Below are 13,319 nucleotides of genomic sequence, written 5' to 3'. Positions count from 1 at the left end.
CGCACACACCCACGCGCACCTACGATTTCAATGTACCCAAAGACGATGATGACGCAAGCCCGCGCCGCGAAGCCCCCCAAATCCCGCCCCTCCGCCCCCACCAATGGCCGGCGAATCCAGGTCCGCCGCTCGGGGGTCCATGGCAAGGGGGTCTTTGCCGTCGCCGAGATTCCTCCCGGCGACGTGGTCATCGAATACAAGGGCGAGGTCATCACCTGGCCCGAGGCGTTGCGGCGCCACCCGCACGACCCGAGCCAGCCGAACCATACCTTTTATTTCCACGTCGACGAGGAACATGTGATCGACGGCAACGTCGACGGCAATGCCGCGCGCTGGATCAACCACGCCTGCGAGCCCAATTGCGAGGCCGACGAAGTCGAGGGCCGGGTGTTCATCAAGGCGCTGCGCCCGGTGCTGCCGGGCGAGGAACTGTTCTACGACTACGGCCTCGTGATCGACCAGCGTTACACGAAAAAGCTGAAGAAGGAATTCGAGTGCCGCTGCGGCACCACGGGCTGCCGTGGCACCATGCTCGCCCCGAAGCGCTGATCCCATGACACTGCTGTGGAACGCCGAGTCCCTCTGGGAAGACCTCGAACCCCTGTTGCCCGGGCTGAGCATCGAGGTGGTCGCGGAGGCCGTTTCCACCAACACGACGCTGCTCGATCGGGCGCGGGCGCCCGCCGCTGACGAAGGTGGCACCGACCTGGCGCTGGTGCGCCGCAGCCGCGAAAGCGCGGCCTTCGGGCACCGCGCGGCCGACGTGCTGCCGTGCCTGCTGGTGGCCGAACACCAGACCGGCGGCCGCGGCCGCCTGGGCCGTTCCTGGGCGTCCGACCGCGGGGCCTCGCTGACGTTTTCACTGTCGCTGCCGCTCGCCGCGGCCGACTGGTCGGGCCTGTCGCTCGCCGTGGGCGTGGCGCTCGCCGACGCACTCGACGCAGGCCGCACCGCTCCGCGCATCGGGCTCAAGTGGCCCAACGACCTGTGGCTCCTCGACGGCACGGGCGCGGGCCGCAAGCTCGGGGGCATCCTGATCGAATCGGTCGCCGTGGGCGACCAGCGCCTGGCCGTCGTGGGCGTGGGCCTCAACGTGTTGCCACAGCCGGCGGGCGCCCCGTCCGGCCTGACCCACGGCTACGGCTGCCTGCAGGAAATCGAGGCCGGCCTGTCGGCCCCGGCCGCGCTCGGTGTCGTGGCGCGCCCCCTGGTGCAGGCCCTGCTCGACTTCCAGCGCGACGGCTTCGCCCCGTTTGCCGACCGCTTTGCCGCCCGCGACCTGCTGCGCGGCCAGGCCGTCACCACCACCCTCGCCGACTTGCCCCACGGGGTGGCCGATGGCGTGGGCCCCGACGGCGCACTGCGCGTGCGGGTGCCCGACGGCACCGTGCGCAGCGTCAGCAGCGGCGAGGTCAGCGTGCGGCTCCAGGGCCCGGCGGAGGAAACGCCATGCTGAGGCTGCTGGTGGGGCTGCTGCTGCTTGCCAACGTGGCGTTCTACAGCTGGAGCCACGGCTGGCTCGACCAGTTCGTGGGCGTGCGCGCCCAGGGCGACCGTGAACCCGGGCGCCTGGCGCTGCAGGTGGAACCGCAGCGGGTGCGGGTGGTGACCACCCCGAGCACGCGGGTTGCGGCCGCGGCCCCTGACGGCGTGTGCATGGAAGTGGGCCCCTTCTCCCCGGCGCAGCTCGCGCCGGCCGAAGCCGCGGTGCTGGCCGCGCTGCCGCAGAACCGCCTCGACAACGTGAAGCGCGAGACCCCGGCGGTCTGGATCGTGTTCATGGGCCCGTTCGCCGACCGCGACGCGCGCGTGAAGAAGGCGGACGAACTCAAGCGCATGAAGATCGCGTTCGAGGACATCCGCCAGGTGCCCGAACTGGGCGATGGCCTGTCGCTCGGCCGCTTCGACAACCGCAACGCGGCCGAACGCGCCGTGGCCGACCTCACCGCCAAGGGCGCGCGCACCGCCCGCGTGGCCCAGTACGCCGCGGCGCAGGTGGCCCACACGCTGCAGGTGGCCGACGTGACCCCGGTGCAGCAAGCCCAGCTGGCAGCGCTGCAAACCCCCGGGCTGGCGGGCAAGAGCTTCGCGGCCTGCACGCGCTGACGCCACATCCAGTCATCCCGGCGTAAGCCGGGACCCATGGCCCCAGTGGGCCCCGGCTTACGCCGGGGTGACAAACATTTACTTGGCGACGACGCGGGCCATTTCGAGCACCTTGTTCGAGTAGCCCCATTCGTTGTCGTACCACGACACGAGCTTCACGAACGTGCTGTCGAGGGCGATGCCGGCTTCGGCATCGAAGATCGACGTGCGCGGGTCACCACGGAAGTCGGTGGCCACCACCTTGTCTTCGGTGTAACCCAGCACACCCTTCAGCGCGCCTTCGGACTGGGCCTTGAACTCGGCGCAGATGTCCTTGTACGAGGCTTCCTTGACGAGTTCGACGGTCAGGTCGACCACGGACACGTCCGACGTGGGCACGCGGAACGACATGCCGGTGAGCTTCTTGTTCAGCTCGGGGATCACGACACCGACGGCCTTGGCCGCGCCCGTGCTGGACGGGATGATGTTCTCGAGGATGCCGCGGCCGCCGCGCCAGTCCTTGTTCGACGGGCCGTCCACGGTCTTTTGCGTGGCGGTGGTGGCGTGCACGGTGGTCATCAGGCCACGCTTGATGCCCCACTTGTCGTTCAGCACCTTGGCAAGCGGCGCCAGGCAGTTCGTGGTGCACGAGGCGTTCGAGATGATGGCCTGGCCGGCGTACGTCTCATGGTTCACGCCGTACACGAACATCGGGGTGTCGTCCTTGCTCGGGGCTGACAGGATGACCTTCTTGGCGCCAGCGGCAAGGTGCTTCTCGGCGGTTTCCTTCGTGAGGAACAGGCCGGTGGATTCGACGACCACGTCGGCGCCCACTTCACCCCACTTCAGCTCGGCCGGATCCTTCACCGCGGTGAGGCGGATCTTCTTGCCGTTGACGACCAGCGTGTTGCCATCGACGGAGACTTCACCGTCGAAGCGGCCGTGCACCGAGTCGTACTGGAGCATGTACGCAAGGTAGTCGGGCTCGAGCAGGTCGTTGATCGCCACGATCTCGACATCCTTGAAGTTCTTCACGGCGGCGCGGAACACCATGCGGCCGATGCGGCCGAAACCGTTGATACCGATCTTGATCGTCATGTCTTTCTCCAGTACGAGGATAAAAAAAACGTTGAAGCCCGCCGAGCCTGGTAAGGCTCAGCGCGTCTTGCCCAGCACGACGCGGACGGTGTCCACGACGTTCTCTGCAGTGAACCCGAAGTGCTTGAACAGCACGCCGGCAGGTGCCGATTCGCCGAACGTGTCGATGCCAACGACGGCCGACACACCGTACTTCCACCAGCCGTCGGTGGAACCCATCTCGACGGCCACGCGCGGCAGGCCCTTCGGCAGCACGCTGGACTTGTACGCAACGCTCTGGCGGTCGAACACCGAGGTGCTGGGCATGCTGACGACTCGGGCGGCGATGCCCTTGACGGCCAGCAACTGCTGAGCGTGCAGCGCGAGGCCAACTTCGGAACCGGTGGCGATGATCACGACCTGGGCCTTCTTCTTCAGGCCCACCTCGCTCGGCTCGGCGAGCACGTAGGCACCCTTCGAGATGTCCTCGAGGCCCGACTTCGGCGCGTAGGGCAGGTTCTGGCGCGACAACAGCAGTGCGGACGGACGGTCCTTGGTCTGCAGCGCGGTGGCCCAGGCCACGACCGTCTCGGCCGTGTCACCCGGACGCCACACGTCGAGGTTCGGGATCAGGCGCAACGAGGCAGCGTGTTCGATGGACTGGTGCGTGGGGCCGTCTTCGCCGAGGCCGATGCTGTCGTGCGTGAACACGTGGATCACGCGCTGCTTCATCAGCGCGGCCATGCGGATGGCGTTGCGGCTGTAGTCGCTGAAGGTCAGGAACGTGCCGCCGTAGGGGATGTAGCCGCCGTGCAGCGCCACGCCGTTCATGATCGCGGCCATGCCGAACTCGCGCACGCCGTAGTTGATGTGGCGGCCGCCGTTGGGCTTGCCGTCGGCATCGAAACGCAGCGCGGGCGTGCTGCTGGTGTTGGTGAGGTTCGAACCCGTCAGGTCGGCGCTGCCGCCCAGCAGTTCGGGCATCGCGGCGGTGAAAGATTCGAGCGCGAGCTGGCTGGCCTTGCGGCTGGCCACGGTCTCGGCTTTCGCGTGGGCGGCCACGGCGGCGTCCACGGCCACTTGCGCGAAGTTCTTCGGCAGTTCGCCCTCGACCCGGCGCACGAACTCGACGGCGAGTTGCGGGTGGGCCTTGGCGTAGGCTTCGAAGGCATCGACCCACTGGGTCTCGGCCTGCAGGCCCGACAGGCGGCCGTCCCACTGCTCGTAGGCCGCTTCGGGGATCACGAAGGGCTCGTGGCCCCAGCCCAGCGCTTCACGCGTCAGCTTGATTTCCTCGTGGCCGAGTGCCTCGCCGTGGGCCTTGGCGGTGCCCTGGCGGTTCGGCGAACCCTTGCCGATGGCCGTCTTGCAGACGATCAGCGTGGGCTTCACAGCCGACGTCCTGGCTTGCGCAATGGCGCGGTCTACTGCGTCGACGTCGTGGCCGTCGACCTGGTCGATCACGTTCCAGCCGTAGGCCTCGAAACGCTTGGCGGTGTTGTCGATGAACCAGGGGGTGACCTGGCCGTCGATCGAGATGCCGTTGTCGTCGTACAGCGCGATCAGCTTGTTCAGCTTCCAGGCGCCGGCCAGCGCGGCGGCCTCGTGGCTGATGCCTTCCATCAGGCAACCGTCACCGAGGAAGACGTACGTGTGGTGGTTCACGATGGTGTGGCCATCGCGGTTGAATTCGTTCGCGAGCAGCTTCTCGGCCAGCGCGAAACCGACGGCGTTGGTGACACCCTGGCCCAGCGGGCCGGTGGTGGTTTCGATGCCGGGGGTGATGCCCACTTCGGGGTGGCCGGCGGTCTTGCTGTGCAGCTGGCGGAAGTTGCGGAGCTCGCTCATCGGCAGGTCATAGCCGGTGAGGTGCAGCAGCGCGTAGACCAGCATGGAGCCGTGGCCGTTCGACAGCACGAAGCGGTCGCGGTCGGCCCAGTGCGGGTTGGCCGGGTTGTGGCGCAGGTGACGGCCCCAGAGGGCGACGGCGATGTCGGCCATGCCCATGGGGGCGCCGGGGTGGCCGCTGTTGGCCTGCTGGACGGCATCCATCGCCAGGGCGCGGATGGCATTGGCCATCAAGGAAGGGTCTTGAACGGAAGCGGTGGTGGCCATGCGGGTCCTGCAGGGGTCGGTGGGGGAAAACCCGGCATTTTACCGGCCTCGGGGGACCCGCCCGTTTCAGGGTTTGCGTGGGCCGATAATCGCGTCGACATGAACGGATTGCACCTGACCGCCGACCTCCGCGATTGCGCCCCCTCCACCGCGGCGCTGACCAACGTCGATGCGCTGCGCGCGCTGTGCCTCGACGCCGTGCGCGAGGCCGGTCTCACCCCGGTGGGCGAGCTGTTCCACCGCTTTCCCGGCGCGGGGGGCGGCACCGGGGTGGTGCTGCTCGCCGAGTCGCACGTGGCGGTGCACACGTGGCCCGAGATGAACGCCGTCACGCTCGATGTCTACGTCTGCAACTTCGGCGCCGACAACACCGCCCGCGCCCACACGCTGATGAACCACCTGCAAGCCCATTTGCACCCAGGTCGAGTCGAGCGCCACACATTGCATCGAGGAACCGCCCCATGACCCAGGCGATCAAGCCACCACCGAGCCCGGGTCTCCCGGGCGACCGTGGGCTCCCCCTTGGGGGGCAGGAGCGAGAGCGACGTGGGGGCCAACAGTTGCCGAGCCCGGGTCTCCCGGGCGACCGTGGGCTCCCCCCTGGGGGGCAGGAGCGAGAGCGACGTGGGGGCCAACAGTTGCCGAACCCGGGTCTCCCGGGCGACCGTGGGCTCCCCCTTGGGGGGCAGGAGCGAGAGCGACGTGGGGGCCAACAGTTGCGGGCGATTGTCCTGGCGGCGGGGCGGGGAAACCGCATGCGGCCGTTGACCGACCACACCCCGAAGCCGCTGCTGAAGGTGCACGGCAAGCCGCTGATCGAATGGCACCTGGAGGCACTCGCGCGCGACGGCGTGCGCGAGGTGGTGGTCAACACCGCGTGGCTCGAAGACCAGATTCCCGCCGCGCTCGGCGACGGGTCGCGGTTCGGGCTTTCCATCCGCTACTCGATGGAGGGCCGCGACCACGGCGACGCGCTGGAAACGGCCGGTGGCATCGCGAAGGCGCTGCCTTGGCTTGCCGACGGGCCGGACAGCGCGTTCTGGGTGGTCTCGGGCGACATCTTCTGCCCCGGGTTCCGGTTCGATGCTCCCACCGGCGCGGCATTTGCCGCCGGCGGCCGGCTCGCCCACGTGTGGCTCGTGCCCAACCCGCCCTTCCATGAGAAGGGTGACTTCGGCCTCGGTGCCGACGGCTTCGGCCTGGCCGACGGGCCGGGGCCCGATGGCCGCCGCTGGACCTACTCGAACCTCGCGCTCGTGCGGGCGTCGTTGTGCGCGCACCTCGTGCCGGGCACCCGCGCGGCACTCGGCCCGCTGCTGTTCGACGGCATGCGCCAGCACCGCATCACCGCCGAGGTGTACGGCGGCACCTGGGAAAACGTGGGCACCCCCGAACAACTCGCCGCGCTCAATGCGCCGCGTGACGGCAGCGGTTGACCTCGACGGACACGTGCACGAGTTCGTCGTGCACCGCCAGGCGGGCCCGGTAGTCGGCCGGGGCCAGCGGGGCATCCGCCACCAGGCTCACGATGGCCGCGAACTGCGCGCGGCCCACACGCCACACGTGCAAGTCGGTCACCCGCGCGTCACCGTCGGCCTCGATCGCCTCGCGGATCTCGGCGGCCACCGGGTGGTCCATCTCGCGGTCAAGCAGCACCACGGCCGACTGCCGCAGCAAGCCCACGGCCCACACGCCGATCACCACCGCACCGGCCATGCCGACGACGGGGTCGAGCCACGTCCAGCCGAACCACACCGCGCCCAGCAGCGCGGCGATCGCGAACAGCGAGGTCACCGCGTCGGCCAGCACGTGCACGTAGGCGGCGCGCAGGTTCAGGTCGGTGCCATGCACATGGCCGTGGGGGGCGTGGTCATGGCCGGGGTGGTGGCCGTGCGCACCGCGCAAGAGCCAGGCCGATACCAGGTTCACCGCGAGCCCCAGGCCGGCCACCACGAGCGCGTCGAACGCGGCGATGGGTTCGGGCCGCCACAGCCGCATCGTCGACTCGGCGACGATGCCGATCGCCACGAGGCCCAGCGCCAGCGCGCTGGCGAAACTGCCCAGCACCTCGATCTTCCAGGTGCCGAACGCATAACGGGGGTCACGCGCGTGCCGGCGCGACAGCCCGTAGGCGAACACCGCCACCCCGAGCGCCAGCGCGTGGGTGCCCATGTGCCAGCCGTCGGCGAGCAGCGCCATCGACCCGGTCCACCAGCCGGCCGCCACCTCGGCCACCATCGTCAGGATCGTCAGCGCGAGCACCCAGCGGGTGCGGTGTTCGCCCTGGCTGTTGCCGTGGTCGAACACGTGGGTGTGGGTCCACGGCCCGAGGTCGTGCTGGTGAGTCGACATGGCGGATTCCTTCGGAAATGGCAGCAGCCGACGTCGGAAGACGGCTACACCTCGTTAAGAATTGAGTCATCTTAGCCACACTTCCGCAGGCCAAAACCGGCACGGGTGCGCAACCCGGCCGCGCGCGGGGCATCCCAGGCAACCACCCTCTTTCCGGGCTGCGCCCTTCTTGGTACCGTCACAGCGTGATCACCCTTCCTTCCCTGCCGCGCCGCCCCGCCGTGCTGGCCACGATCGCCGCGGCCCTCGTGGCCATCGGCCTCGCCGTCGCGCTGTTGCCCGCTACCCATTCGCGCTGGTGGCTGCCAGCCGGTGTCGTGCTGTCCATCACCGCCCATGTGTTGCTCGCACGCGCCCTGAAGGCCATCCTCGCGTCCATCTCCCCGCTGGCCAGCGGCGCACCCGAGGCCGCCACCTACGAGCGGTCGGTCTACGGCACGCCGGGACGCAACACCCTCGAGATCGCGGGCGCCGCCGTGCTGTCCGGGGTGCTCGCCGGCACCGGCATCACCCTCGGGGCCGGGTGGGCCGTGGGCGCGGGCTTCCTGGCCCTGGTGGTTGCCCTCGCGCTCGACGTGCAACGGTGGGAGCGGGTGGCCGCCAGCGCCGACTGGGTGTGGTTCCAGCGCGGCTACGGCCAGAAGGTGCACCAGGTGGCCATCGACAACATCCGCGACATTTCCATCCACGAAGACGACGCGGGCGGCTTTTCAATGCGCCACGGCACGCACAACCGCGTGTGCCGGCTGAACCTGCGCATGGCCGACAAGCGCATCGTCGCGCTCCCCAAGACCGATGCCTTCGCCGACCTCGACGACGTGGAATCCGTGGCCAACCACATCCGCACCCGCCAGCAGCTGATGGAAGAACTGGCCGCGCGGCGCGGCGGCGGGGCCCGCTCCGAAACCGCCCCTGCGCCCGCAGCGGAAGCCCCCGCCCCCGACGACAAGGCCATGTTGCGCGAGTTGAAAAAACTGCGCCGCGCCGCGTCGAAGGACGGTGTGCCCACGTTGCAGTCCGAAATCGGGCGCCCCCCCCAACCCTAGGGCCGACACCCTTCGGGGGGGATACCGGCGCCCAGGACGACCATGACAATCGGTCCATGAAAGTTCCTCCGTACCGCGAGCGGCGCTGCCAGCTGGCCCAGCGGCTCCACCTTGCCGGCGGTGGCATTGCCATCTTGCCCACCGCGCCCGAGCGGCGCCGCAACGGTGACAGCGACCACCCCTTCCGCCACGACAGCCATTTCCACCACCTGAGCGGCTTCGACGAACCGCAGAGCTGGCTGGTGCTTCGCAGCGATGGCCACAGCGTGCTGTTCTGCCGCACGCACAGTCCCGAACGGGCCATCTGGGACGGCCCGCGCCTCGGGCCCGAACAGGCCCCAGCGGTTCTAGGGGTGGACGAGGCCCACCCGTTGGAGCGGCTCGACGAGCTGCTGCCCGCGCTGATCGCCCAGTCGCCCGTGGTCTGGAGCGTGTTCGCGGCCGCGGACCACACCAGCGGCGCGCTCGCCCGGTGGACCGTTGCCGCGGCCTTGCTCGGTGACTCCACCCCGGCCGCGCACCAGGACCTGGGGCCGCTGCTCGACGAGATGCGGCTCATCAAGGACGAGCACGAGATCGCCACCATGCGCCGCGCCGCCGTCATCTCGGCCGGCGCCCACGCGCGCGCCATGCGCTACTGCGCCGGCCGCTTCCGCGCCAACCCGGCCGCCGCGGTGCGCGAGTACGAGATCGAGGCCGAGCTGCTGCACGAGTTCCGGCGCCACGGCGCGCAAAGCCCGGCGTACCCGTCCATCGTCGCGGCCGGCGCCAACGCGTGTGTGTTGCACTACGCGGCGGGCAACGCCACGCTGCGCGCTGGCGAGTTGTGCCTGATCGATGCCGGCTGCGAACTCGACGGCTACGCGAGCGACATCACCCGCACCTTCCCCGCCACCGGCCGCTTCGACCCGGCACAGCGCGAGCTGTACGAGATCGTGCTGGCCGCGCAGGATGCGGCGGTGGCCGTCACCCGGCCGGGCGCACGCCAGCGCGATGCCCACCATGCCGCGGTGAAGGTGCTGGCGCAGGGCATGCTCGACACCGGCCTGCTCGACCGCCAGAAGGTGGGTGACGTGGAGGCCGTGATGGCCACCGGCGCCTACCGCCAGTTCTACATGCACGGCACGGGCCACTGGCTCGGCCGCGACGTGCACGACGTGGGCGAGTACCTGGCGCTCGACGAGCCCCCGTTGGAACAACCCGACGAGGAAGGCCGCACGGTGGTGCGCCAGCCGTCGCGGCTGCTGCGCCCCGGCATGGTGGTCACGCTGGAACCGGGCCTCTACGTGCGGCCTGCGCCGGGCGTGCCCGAGCGCTTCTGGCACATGGGCATCCGCATCGAGGACGACGCGGTGATCACCCCCACCGGCTGCGACCTGATCAGCCGCGAGGTGCCGGTATCGGTGGCCGAGATCGAGGCGCTGATGCGCGGCTGAACGCCGCCACCACCTCACGGCCGGCCCGCTGGCCGTGGGCGAAGGCCTCCTCGAACACCGAGTACCCCGACAGGTCGCTGTGCGCGAAGCCGACACGGCCGTGGGCGTGGGCCAGCGAGGCCAGCGCCGCACTGCCCCGCACGCCGGGCACCGGGATGCTCATCGCATGGCCATAGCGCATGAGGTCCACCTGCCGCACCTTCGCGGGCAGGTCGGGGTGGGCCACCGCGAGATCGGCCACCACGGCATCGGCCCAGGGCGCCCAGTCGGGCGCCAGCAGGCGCGCACGCTGCGCCTGCAGCTCGGCCGGCGAGTTCCCGCCCAGTGCCCAGTACGCCGTCAGCACCGTGGGGCCCGGGTGCGGCCGCGTCGACTGGTGCATCGCGTCGACGTACCCGAGCAACGCGCTGCCGTGGATCACGTTGTCCCACGCCGGCGGGGCGCCCGGCGGGTCGTCGAGTGCATCGACCACGTGCAGGTTCGCCACCAGCCACGGCGCGTGGCGCATCTGCGCCACGGCGGCCGGCAGTGCAGGCGGCGGCGCGGCCAGCAGCCGCGTGGCCACGAACAGCGGCGTGGCCAGCACCACGTGCCGCGCGGTCCAGCGTTCCACGGCCTGGGCGTGGTCGTCCCACACGTCCACCACCACCGCATCGCGGCCCGCCTCCACCCGCAGCGCGATGCGCCCGGTGTGCAGGCGATCCTGCAGCGGGGCGGCCAGGCGTTCGGTCAACCAGCCGTTGCCTTGCGGCCACGTGAGCACGGCATCGCGTTCGCCGCCATCCGCCCCGGGGGCGTGGAAGCCGTGCCGGCTCGCGAAGTAGTGCAACCCGGCCCACGCGGACACCTGGCCCAGGCCCGCGCCGAAGTCGTCGCGGCAACAGTAGTCGAGGTAGGCCCGCAGCAGCGGGTGGGTCAGCGATTGCGCATCGAGCCAGGCGGCCATCGTGACCGCGTCGAGTGCGGCATGGGCCGGGGTCCACGGCAACCGCGTGGTGGGCAGGGAAAATCCGGCGGTGCGTCCCGCCTCGTCCACCGCGGCGCTGAAACGCCGGTAGGCGTCGAGCGCGGCGGTATCGCCATCGGGCACCGGCAGCAGGCCCTCGTGCCAGTGGCCCTGGTAGAACAGGCGCTCCTGCGGGCTGTGGCACAGGTGCCGTTCATCGAACACCCAGCGGCCGTGTTCGTGGCGGCACAAGCCGAACGATTCGAGCAGTGCATACAGGTCGGTGTCGTGGTCGGGGGGCACCGGCAGGTAGTGCGCGCCGAGCGGGCACGCGAACCCGGCCAGGCGGTGGCCGCGGCTGTTGCCACCGGCGGTGTCTTCCAGCTCCAGCACCTGCACGTCGTCGATGCCGGCAGCGGCCAGTTCACGTGCGCAGGTGAGGCCCGCCACCCCACCACCCACCACCAGCACCCCGGCCTGCCGCGACACCGACGGTGCGGGCAGCCGGCCGCTCTTGCCCAGGTCGCGCACGCGGTGGCCCCGCGTGTGGGACGCGCCCACCCAGCCACCGGTCCAGTGCGGCCCGCGCGAGGGCTCGCACCCGATGAGAGGCAGTGCGGCCGCGGCCAGCACCGCGCGGCGCGTGAGCCCGGCCATCAGTGCGCCTTGCCCCATTCCTGCTCGAACGTCTGCACCAGCACCTGGTTCGACAGGCGGTTCACGTCGGCCGGCACCCGCGACATGTCGGGCGGGAACTGGAACAGCGCAGGCAGCCCGTCCAGCGTGAGGAAGCGCAAGCCGGCAGGCAACACCTGGGGCGTTCGGAACGGCCGCCGGCTCGCGAGGATGAACCCCCATTCACCAAAGCTCGGCACGTGGGCGTGGTACGGGGTGACGGTGAGCCCGGCAGCCTCCAGCGTCTGCGCCACCGTCCAGAAGCTCTTGCGGGCGATCAGCGGTGACGTGGTCTGCACCACCGCATACCCGCTGGCCGACAGGTGCTGGTCCACCAGCGTGTAGAAGCTCGTGGTGTACAGCTTGCCGATCGAGAAGTTCGTGGGGTCGGGGAAGTCCACCACGATCACGTCGAACGTGCCGGGGTTCTGCTCGAGCCACGCGAACGCGTCGTGGTTCACGATGTGCACCTTCGGCGACCGCAACGCGTCGCCGTTCAGCGCGCGCAGCATCGGCTGGTCGGCGAACAGCTGGGTCATGTGCGGGTCGAGTTCGACCAGCGTGACCGACTCGACCGACGGGTACTTCAGCACCTCGCGAACCACCATGCCGTCGCCACCGCCCAGCACCAGCACCCGCTTCGGCGCCCCGTGGGCGGCCATGGCCGGGTGCACGAGGCTCTCGTGGTACCGGTACTCGTCGCGCGAGTGGAACTGCAGGTTGCCGTTCAGGAACAGGCGCACACCGGCCTTGCTGGCCGTGACCACCACCCGCTGGTAGCGGCTCGTTTCGCTGTAGACGATGCGGTCGGCGTAGAAGCGGTCCTCGGCCCAGGTGCTGATGCGGTCGGCACCCGCCATCGCGGCCAGCAGCGCGGCGATCACCGCGAGGCACGACAGCACATGCCAGCGCAGGCCGCGCAGCTCGCCGCGGAACAGCCACAGCGCCCACACCGCCACCGCGGCGTTCAACAGGCCGAAGAACGCGCCGGTGCGCACCAGGCCGAGCGACGGCACCAGCACCAGCGGAAAGGCCACCGACACGGCGAGCGCCCCGAGGTAGTCGAACGTCAGCACCTGCGACACCAGGTCCTTCAGCGCGTAGCGTTCGCGGAAGTGGCGCTTCAGGATGCGCATCACCAGCGGGATCTCGAGCCCCACGAGGATGCCCACCACCAGCACGAGCCCGTACAGCGCCACCCGGAACGACGACGCCGCGGCCGTCTGCAGCGCGAACAGCGCCGCCGGCATCAGCCCGCCCACGAGCCCGACGAGCAACTCGATGCGCAGGAAGTGCGCCACCAATTGCCGGTCGAAGTGGCGCGACAGGTACGAGCCGATCCCCATCGCGAACAGGTACGCCCCGATGACGGTGGAGAACTGCAGGATCGAGTCGCCGAGCAGGTAGCTCGCGAGCGCCCCGGCCGCCAGCTCGTAGACCAGCCCGCAGGCGGCCACGACAAACACCGAGACCAGCAGCGCGACCTCGGCAGGGCGCACGCGCGCCGGTTCAGCAGCAGCCGACGGATTCATGGGGACGATTCGTGTTGTCACCCCGACGAAAGTCGGGGCCCACCGTGGGCAATGG

Annotated in this window: 12 protein-coding genes; 7 read left to right on the top strand and 5 right to left on the bottom strand. The window is 70.1% G+C overall.

The window, feature by feature from the left end:
• The first annotated feature begins 48 nt into the window (after nt 1-48).
• From ASC87_RS21250 to ASC87_RS21240, 3 genes are read left to right on the top strand one after another with little or no spacing between them, the layout of a single operon-like run.
• Nucleotides 49-549, top strand: coding sequence for an SET domain-containing protein (locus ASC87_RS21250; protein ID WP_056666992.1), 501 nt, complete (start codon nt 49-51; stop codon nt 547-549).
• Between the two features lie 4 nt (nt 550-553).
• A complete protein-coding gene (locus tag ASC87_RS21245; protein ID WP_056666987.1) occupies nt 554-1,456 on the top strand; it encodes a biotin--[acetyl-CoA-carboxylase] ligase in 903 nt (300 codons plus the stop codon).
• Complete coding sequence (locus ASC87_RS21240) at nt 1,450-2,106, top strand: hypothetical protein (RefSeq protein ID WP_056666983.1); 657 nt, start codon at nt 1,450-1,452, stop codon at nt 2,104-2,106. The genes ASC87_RS21245 and ASC87_RS21240 overlap by 7 nt, the downstream gene beginning before the upstream one ends.
• Nucleotides 2,107-2,184: 78 nt before the next feature.
• Here the strand turns inward: ASC87_RS21240 and gap are convergent, their stop codons facing one another.
• Together gap and tkt are read right to left on the bottom strand one after the other, a co-directional pair.
• Nucleotides 2,185-3,183, bottom strand: a complete 999-nt coding sequence (gene gap / locus ASC87_RS21235) for a type I glyceraldehyde-3-phosphate dehydrogenase (protein ID WP_056666981.1) — start codon at nt 3,181-3,183, stop codon at nt 2,185-2,187.
• Between the two features lie 57 nt (nt 3,184-3,240).
• The gene (tkt, locus tag ASC87_RS21230; protein WP_056666978.1) at nt 3,241-5,277 is read right to left on the bottom strand and encodes a transketolase; all 2,037 of its coding nucleotides are present in this window, start codon (nt 5,275-5,277) and stop codon (nt 3,241-3,243) included.
• 99 nt (nt 5,278-5,376) lie between these two features.
• Between tkt and speD the strand changes: the two genes are divergently transcribed.
• On the top strand, nt 5,377-5,742 hold the full coding sequence (gene speD / locus ASC87_RS21225) for an adenosylmethionine decarboxylase (RefSeq protein ID WP_056666974.1): 366 nt from the start codon (nt 5,377-5,379) through the stop codon (nt 5,740-5,742).
• Between the two features lie 251 nt (nt 5,743-5,993).
• The gene (gene murU, locus ASC87_RS21220) at nt 5,994-6,713 is read left to right on the top strand and encodes an N-acetylmuramate alpha-1-phosphate uridylyltransferase MurU (RefSeq protein ID WP_255359129.1); all 720 of its coding nucleotides are present in this window, start codon (nt 5,994-5,996) and stop codon (nt 6,711-6,713) included.
• Here the strand turns inward: murU and dmeF are convergent.
• The gene (dmeF, locus tag ASC87_RS21215) at nt 6,685-7,629 is read right to left on the bottom strand and encodes a CDF family Co(II)/Ni(II) efflux transporter DmeF (protein ID WP_056666968.1); all 945 of its coding nucleotides are present in this window, start codon (nt 7,627-7,629) and stop codon (nt 6,685-6,687) included. The genes murU and dmeF overlap by 29 nt on opposite strands.
• 185 nt (nt 7,630-7,814) lie before the next feature.
• On the opposite strand from dmeF, the gene ASC87_RS21210 reads away from it, so the two are divergent.
• Together ASC87_RS21210 and ASC87_RS21205 are read left to right on the top strand one after the other, a co-directional pair.
• Complete coding sequence (locus ASC87_RS21210; RefSeq protein ID WP_157604182.1) at nt 7,815-8,675, top strand: hypothetical protein; 861 nt, start codon at nt 7,815-7,817, stop codon at nt 8,673-8,675.
• A 56-nt stretch (nt 8,676-8,731) separates the two neighbouring features.
• Entirely contained in the window at nt 8,732-10,111 is a 1,380-nt protein-coding gene (locus ASC87_RS21205; RefSeq protein WP_056666963.1) for an aminopeptidase P N-terminal domain-containing protein, read from the top strand.
• On the opposite strand, the gene ASC87_RS21200 is transcribed toward ASC87_RS21205, so the two are convergent.
• Together ASC87_RS21200 and ASC87_RS21195 are read right to left on the bottom strand one after the other, a co-directional pair.
• Complete coding sequence (locus tag ASC87_RS21200) at nt 10,056-11,732, bottom strand: FAD-dependent oxidoreductase (RefSeq protein WP_082568820.1); 1,677 nt, start codon at nt 11,730-11,732, stop codon at nt 10,056-10,058. The genes ASC87_RS21205 and ASC87_RS21200 overlap by 56 nt on opposite strands.
• Entirely contained in the window at nt 11,714-13,264 is a 1,551-nt protein-coding gene (locus ASC87_RS21195; RefSeq protein ID WP_056666956.1) for a polyamine aminopropyltransferase, read from the bottom strand. Before ASC87_RS21195 ends, ASC87_RS21200 begins: the two co-directional genes overlap by 19 nt.
• Between the last annotated feature and the right edge of the window lie 55 nt (nt 13,265-13,319).

It is taken from the genome of Rhizobacter sp. Root1221 (assembly GCF_001425785.1).
GTDB lineage: Bacteria > Pseudomonadota > Gammaproteobacteria > Burkholderiales > Burkholderiaceae_C > Rhizobacter.
Note: the sequence above shows the minus strand (reverse complement) of the source record. Positions and strands in the feature narration are given on the sequence as shown.

What these genes read in the sequence shown, in the direction of transcription:
- ASC87_RS21250 (WP_056666992.1), top strand. Translation starts at nt 49, where the DNA reads ATGACGCAAGCCCGCGCCGCGAAGCCCCCCAAATCCCGCCCCTCCGCC.
- ASC87_RS21245 (WP_056666987.1), top strand. Translation starts at nt 554, where the DNA reads ATGACACTGCTGTGGAACGCCGAGTCCCTCTGGGAAGACCTCGAACCC.
- ASC87_RS21240 (WP_056666983.1), top strand. Translation starts at nt 1,450, where the DNA reads ATGCTGAGGCTGCTGGTGGGGCTGCTGCTGCTTGCCAACGTGGCGTTC.
- gap (WP_056666981.1), bottom strand. Translation starts at nt 3,183, where the DNA reads ATGACGATCAAGATCGGTATCAACGGTTTCGGCCGCATCGGCCGCATG.
- tkt (WP_056666978.1), bottom strand. Translation starts at nt 5,277, where the DNA reads ATGGCCACCACCGCTTCCGTTCAAGACCCTTCCTTGATGGCCAATGCC.
- speD (WP_056666974.1), top strand. Translation starts at nt 5,377, where the DNA reads ATGAACGGATTGCACCTGACCGCCGACCTCCGCGATTGCGCCCCCTCC.
- dmeF (WP_056666968.1), bottom strand. Translation starts at nt 7,629, where the DNA reads ATGTCGACTCACCAGCACGACCTCGGGCCGTGGACCCACACCCACGTG.
- ASC87_RS21205 (WP_056666963.1), top strand. Translation starts at nt 8,732, where the DNA reads ATGAAAGTTCCTCCGTACCGCGAGCGGCGCTGCCAGCTGGCCCAGCGG.
- ASC87_RS21200 (WP_082568820.1), bottom strand. Translation starts at nt 11,732, where the DNA reads ATGGGGCAAGGCGCACTGATGGCCGGGCTCACGCGCCGCGCGGTGCTG.
- ASC87_RS21195 (WP_056666956.1), bottom strand. Translation starts at nt 13,264, where the DNA reads ATGAATCCGTCGGCTGCTGCTGAACCGGCGCGCGTGCGCCCTGCCGAG.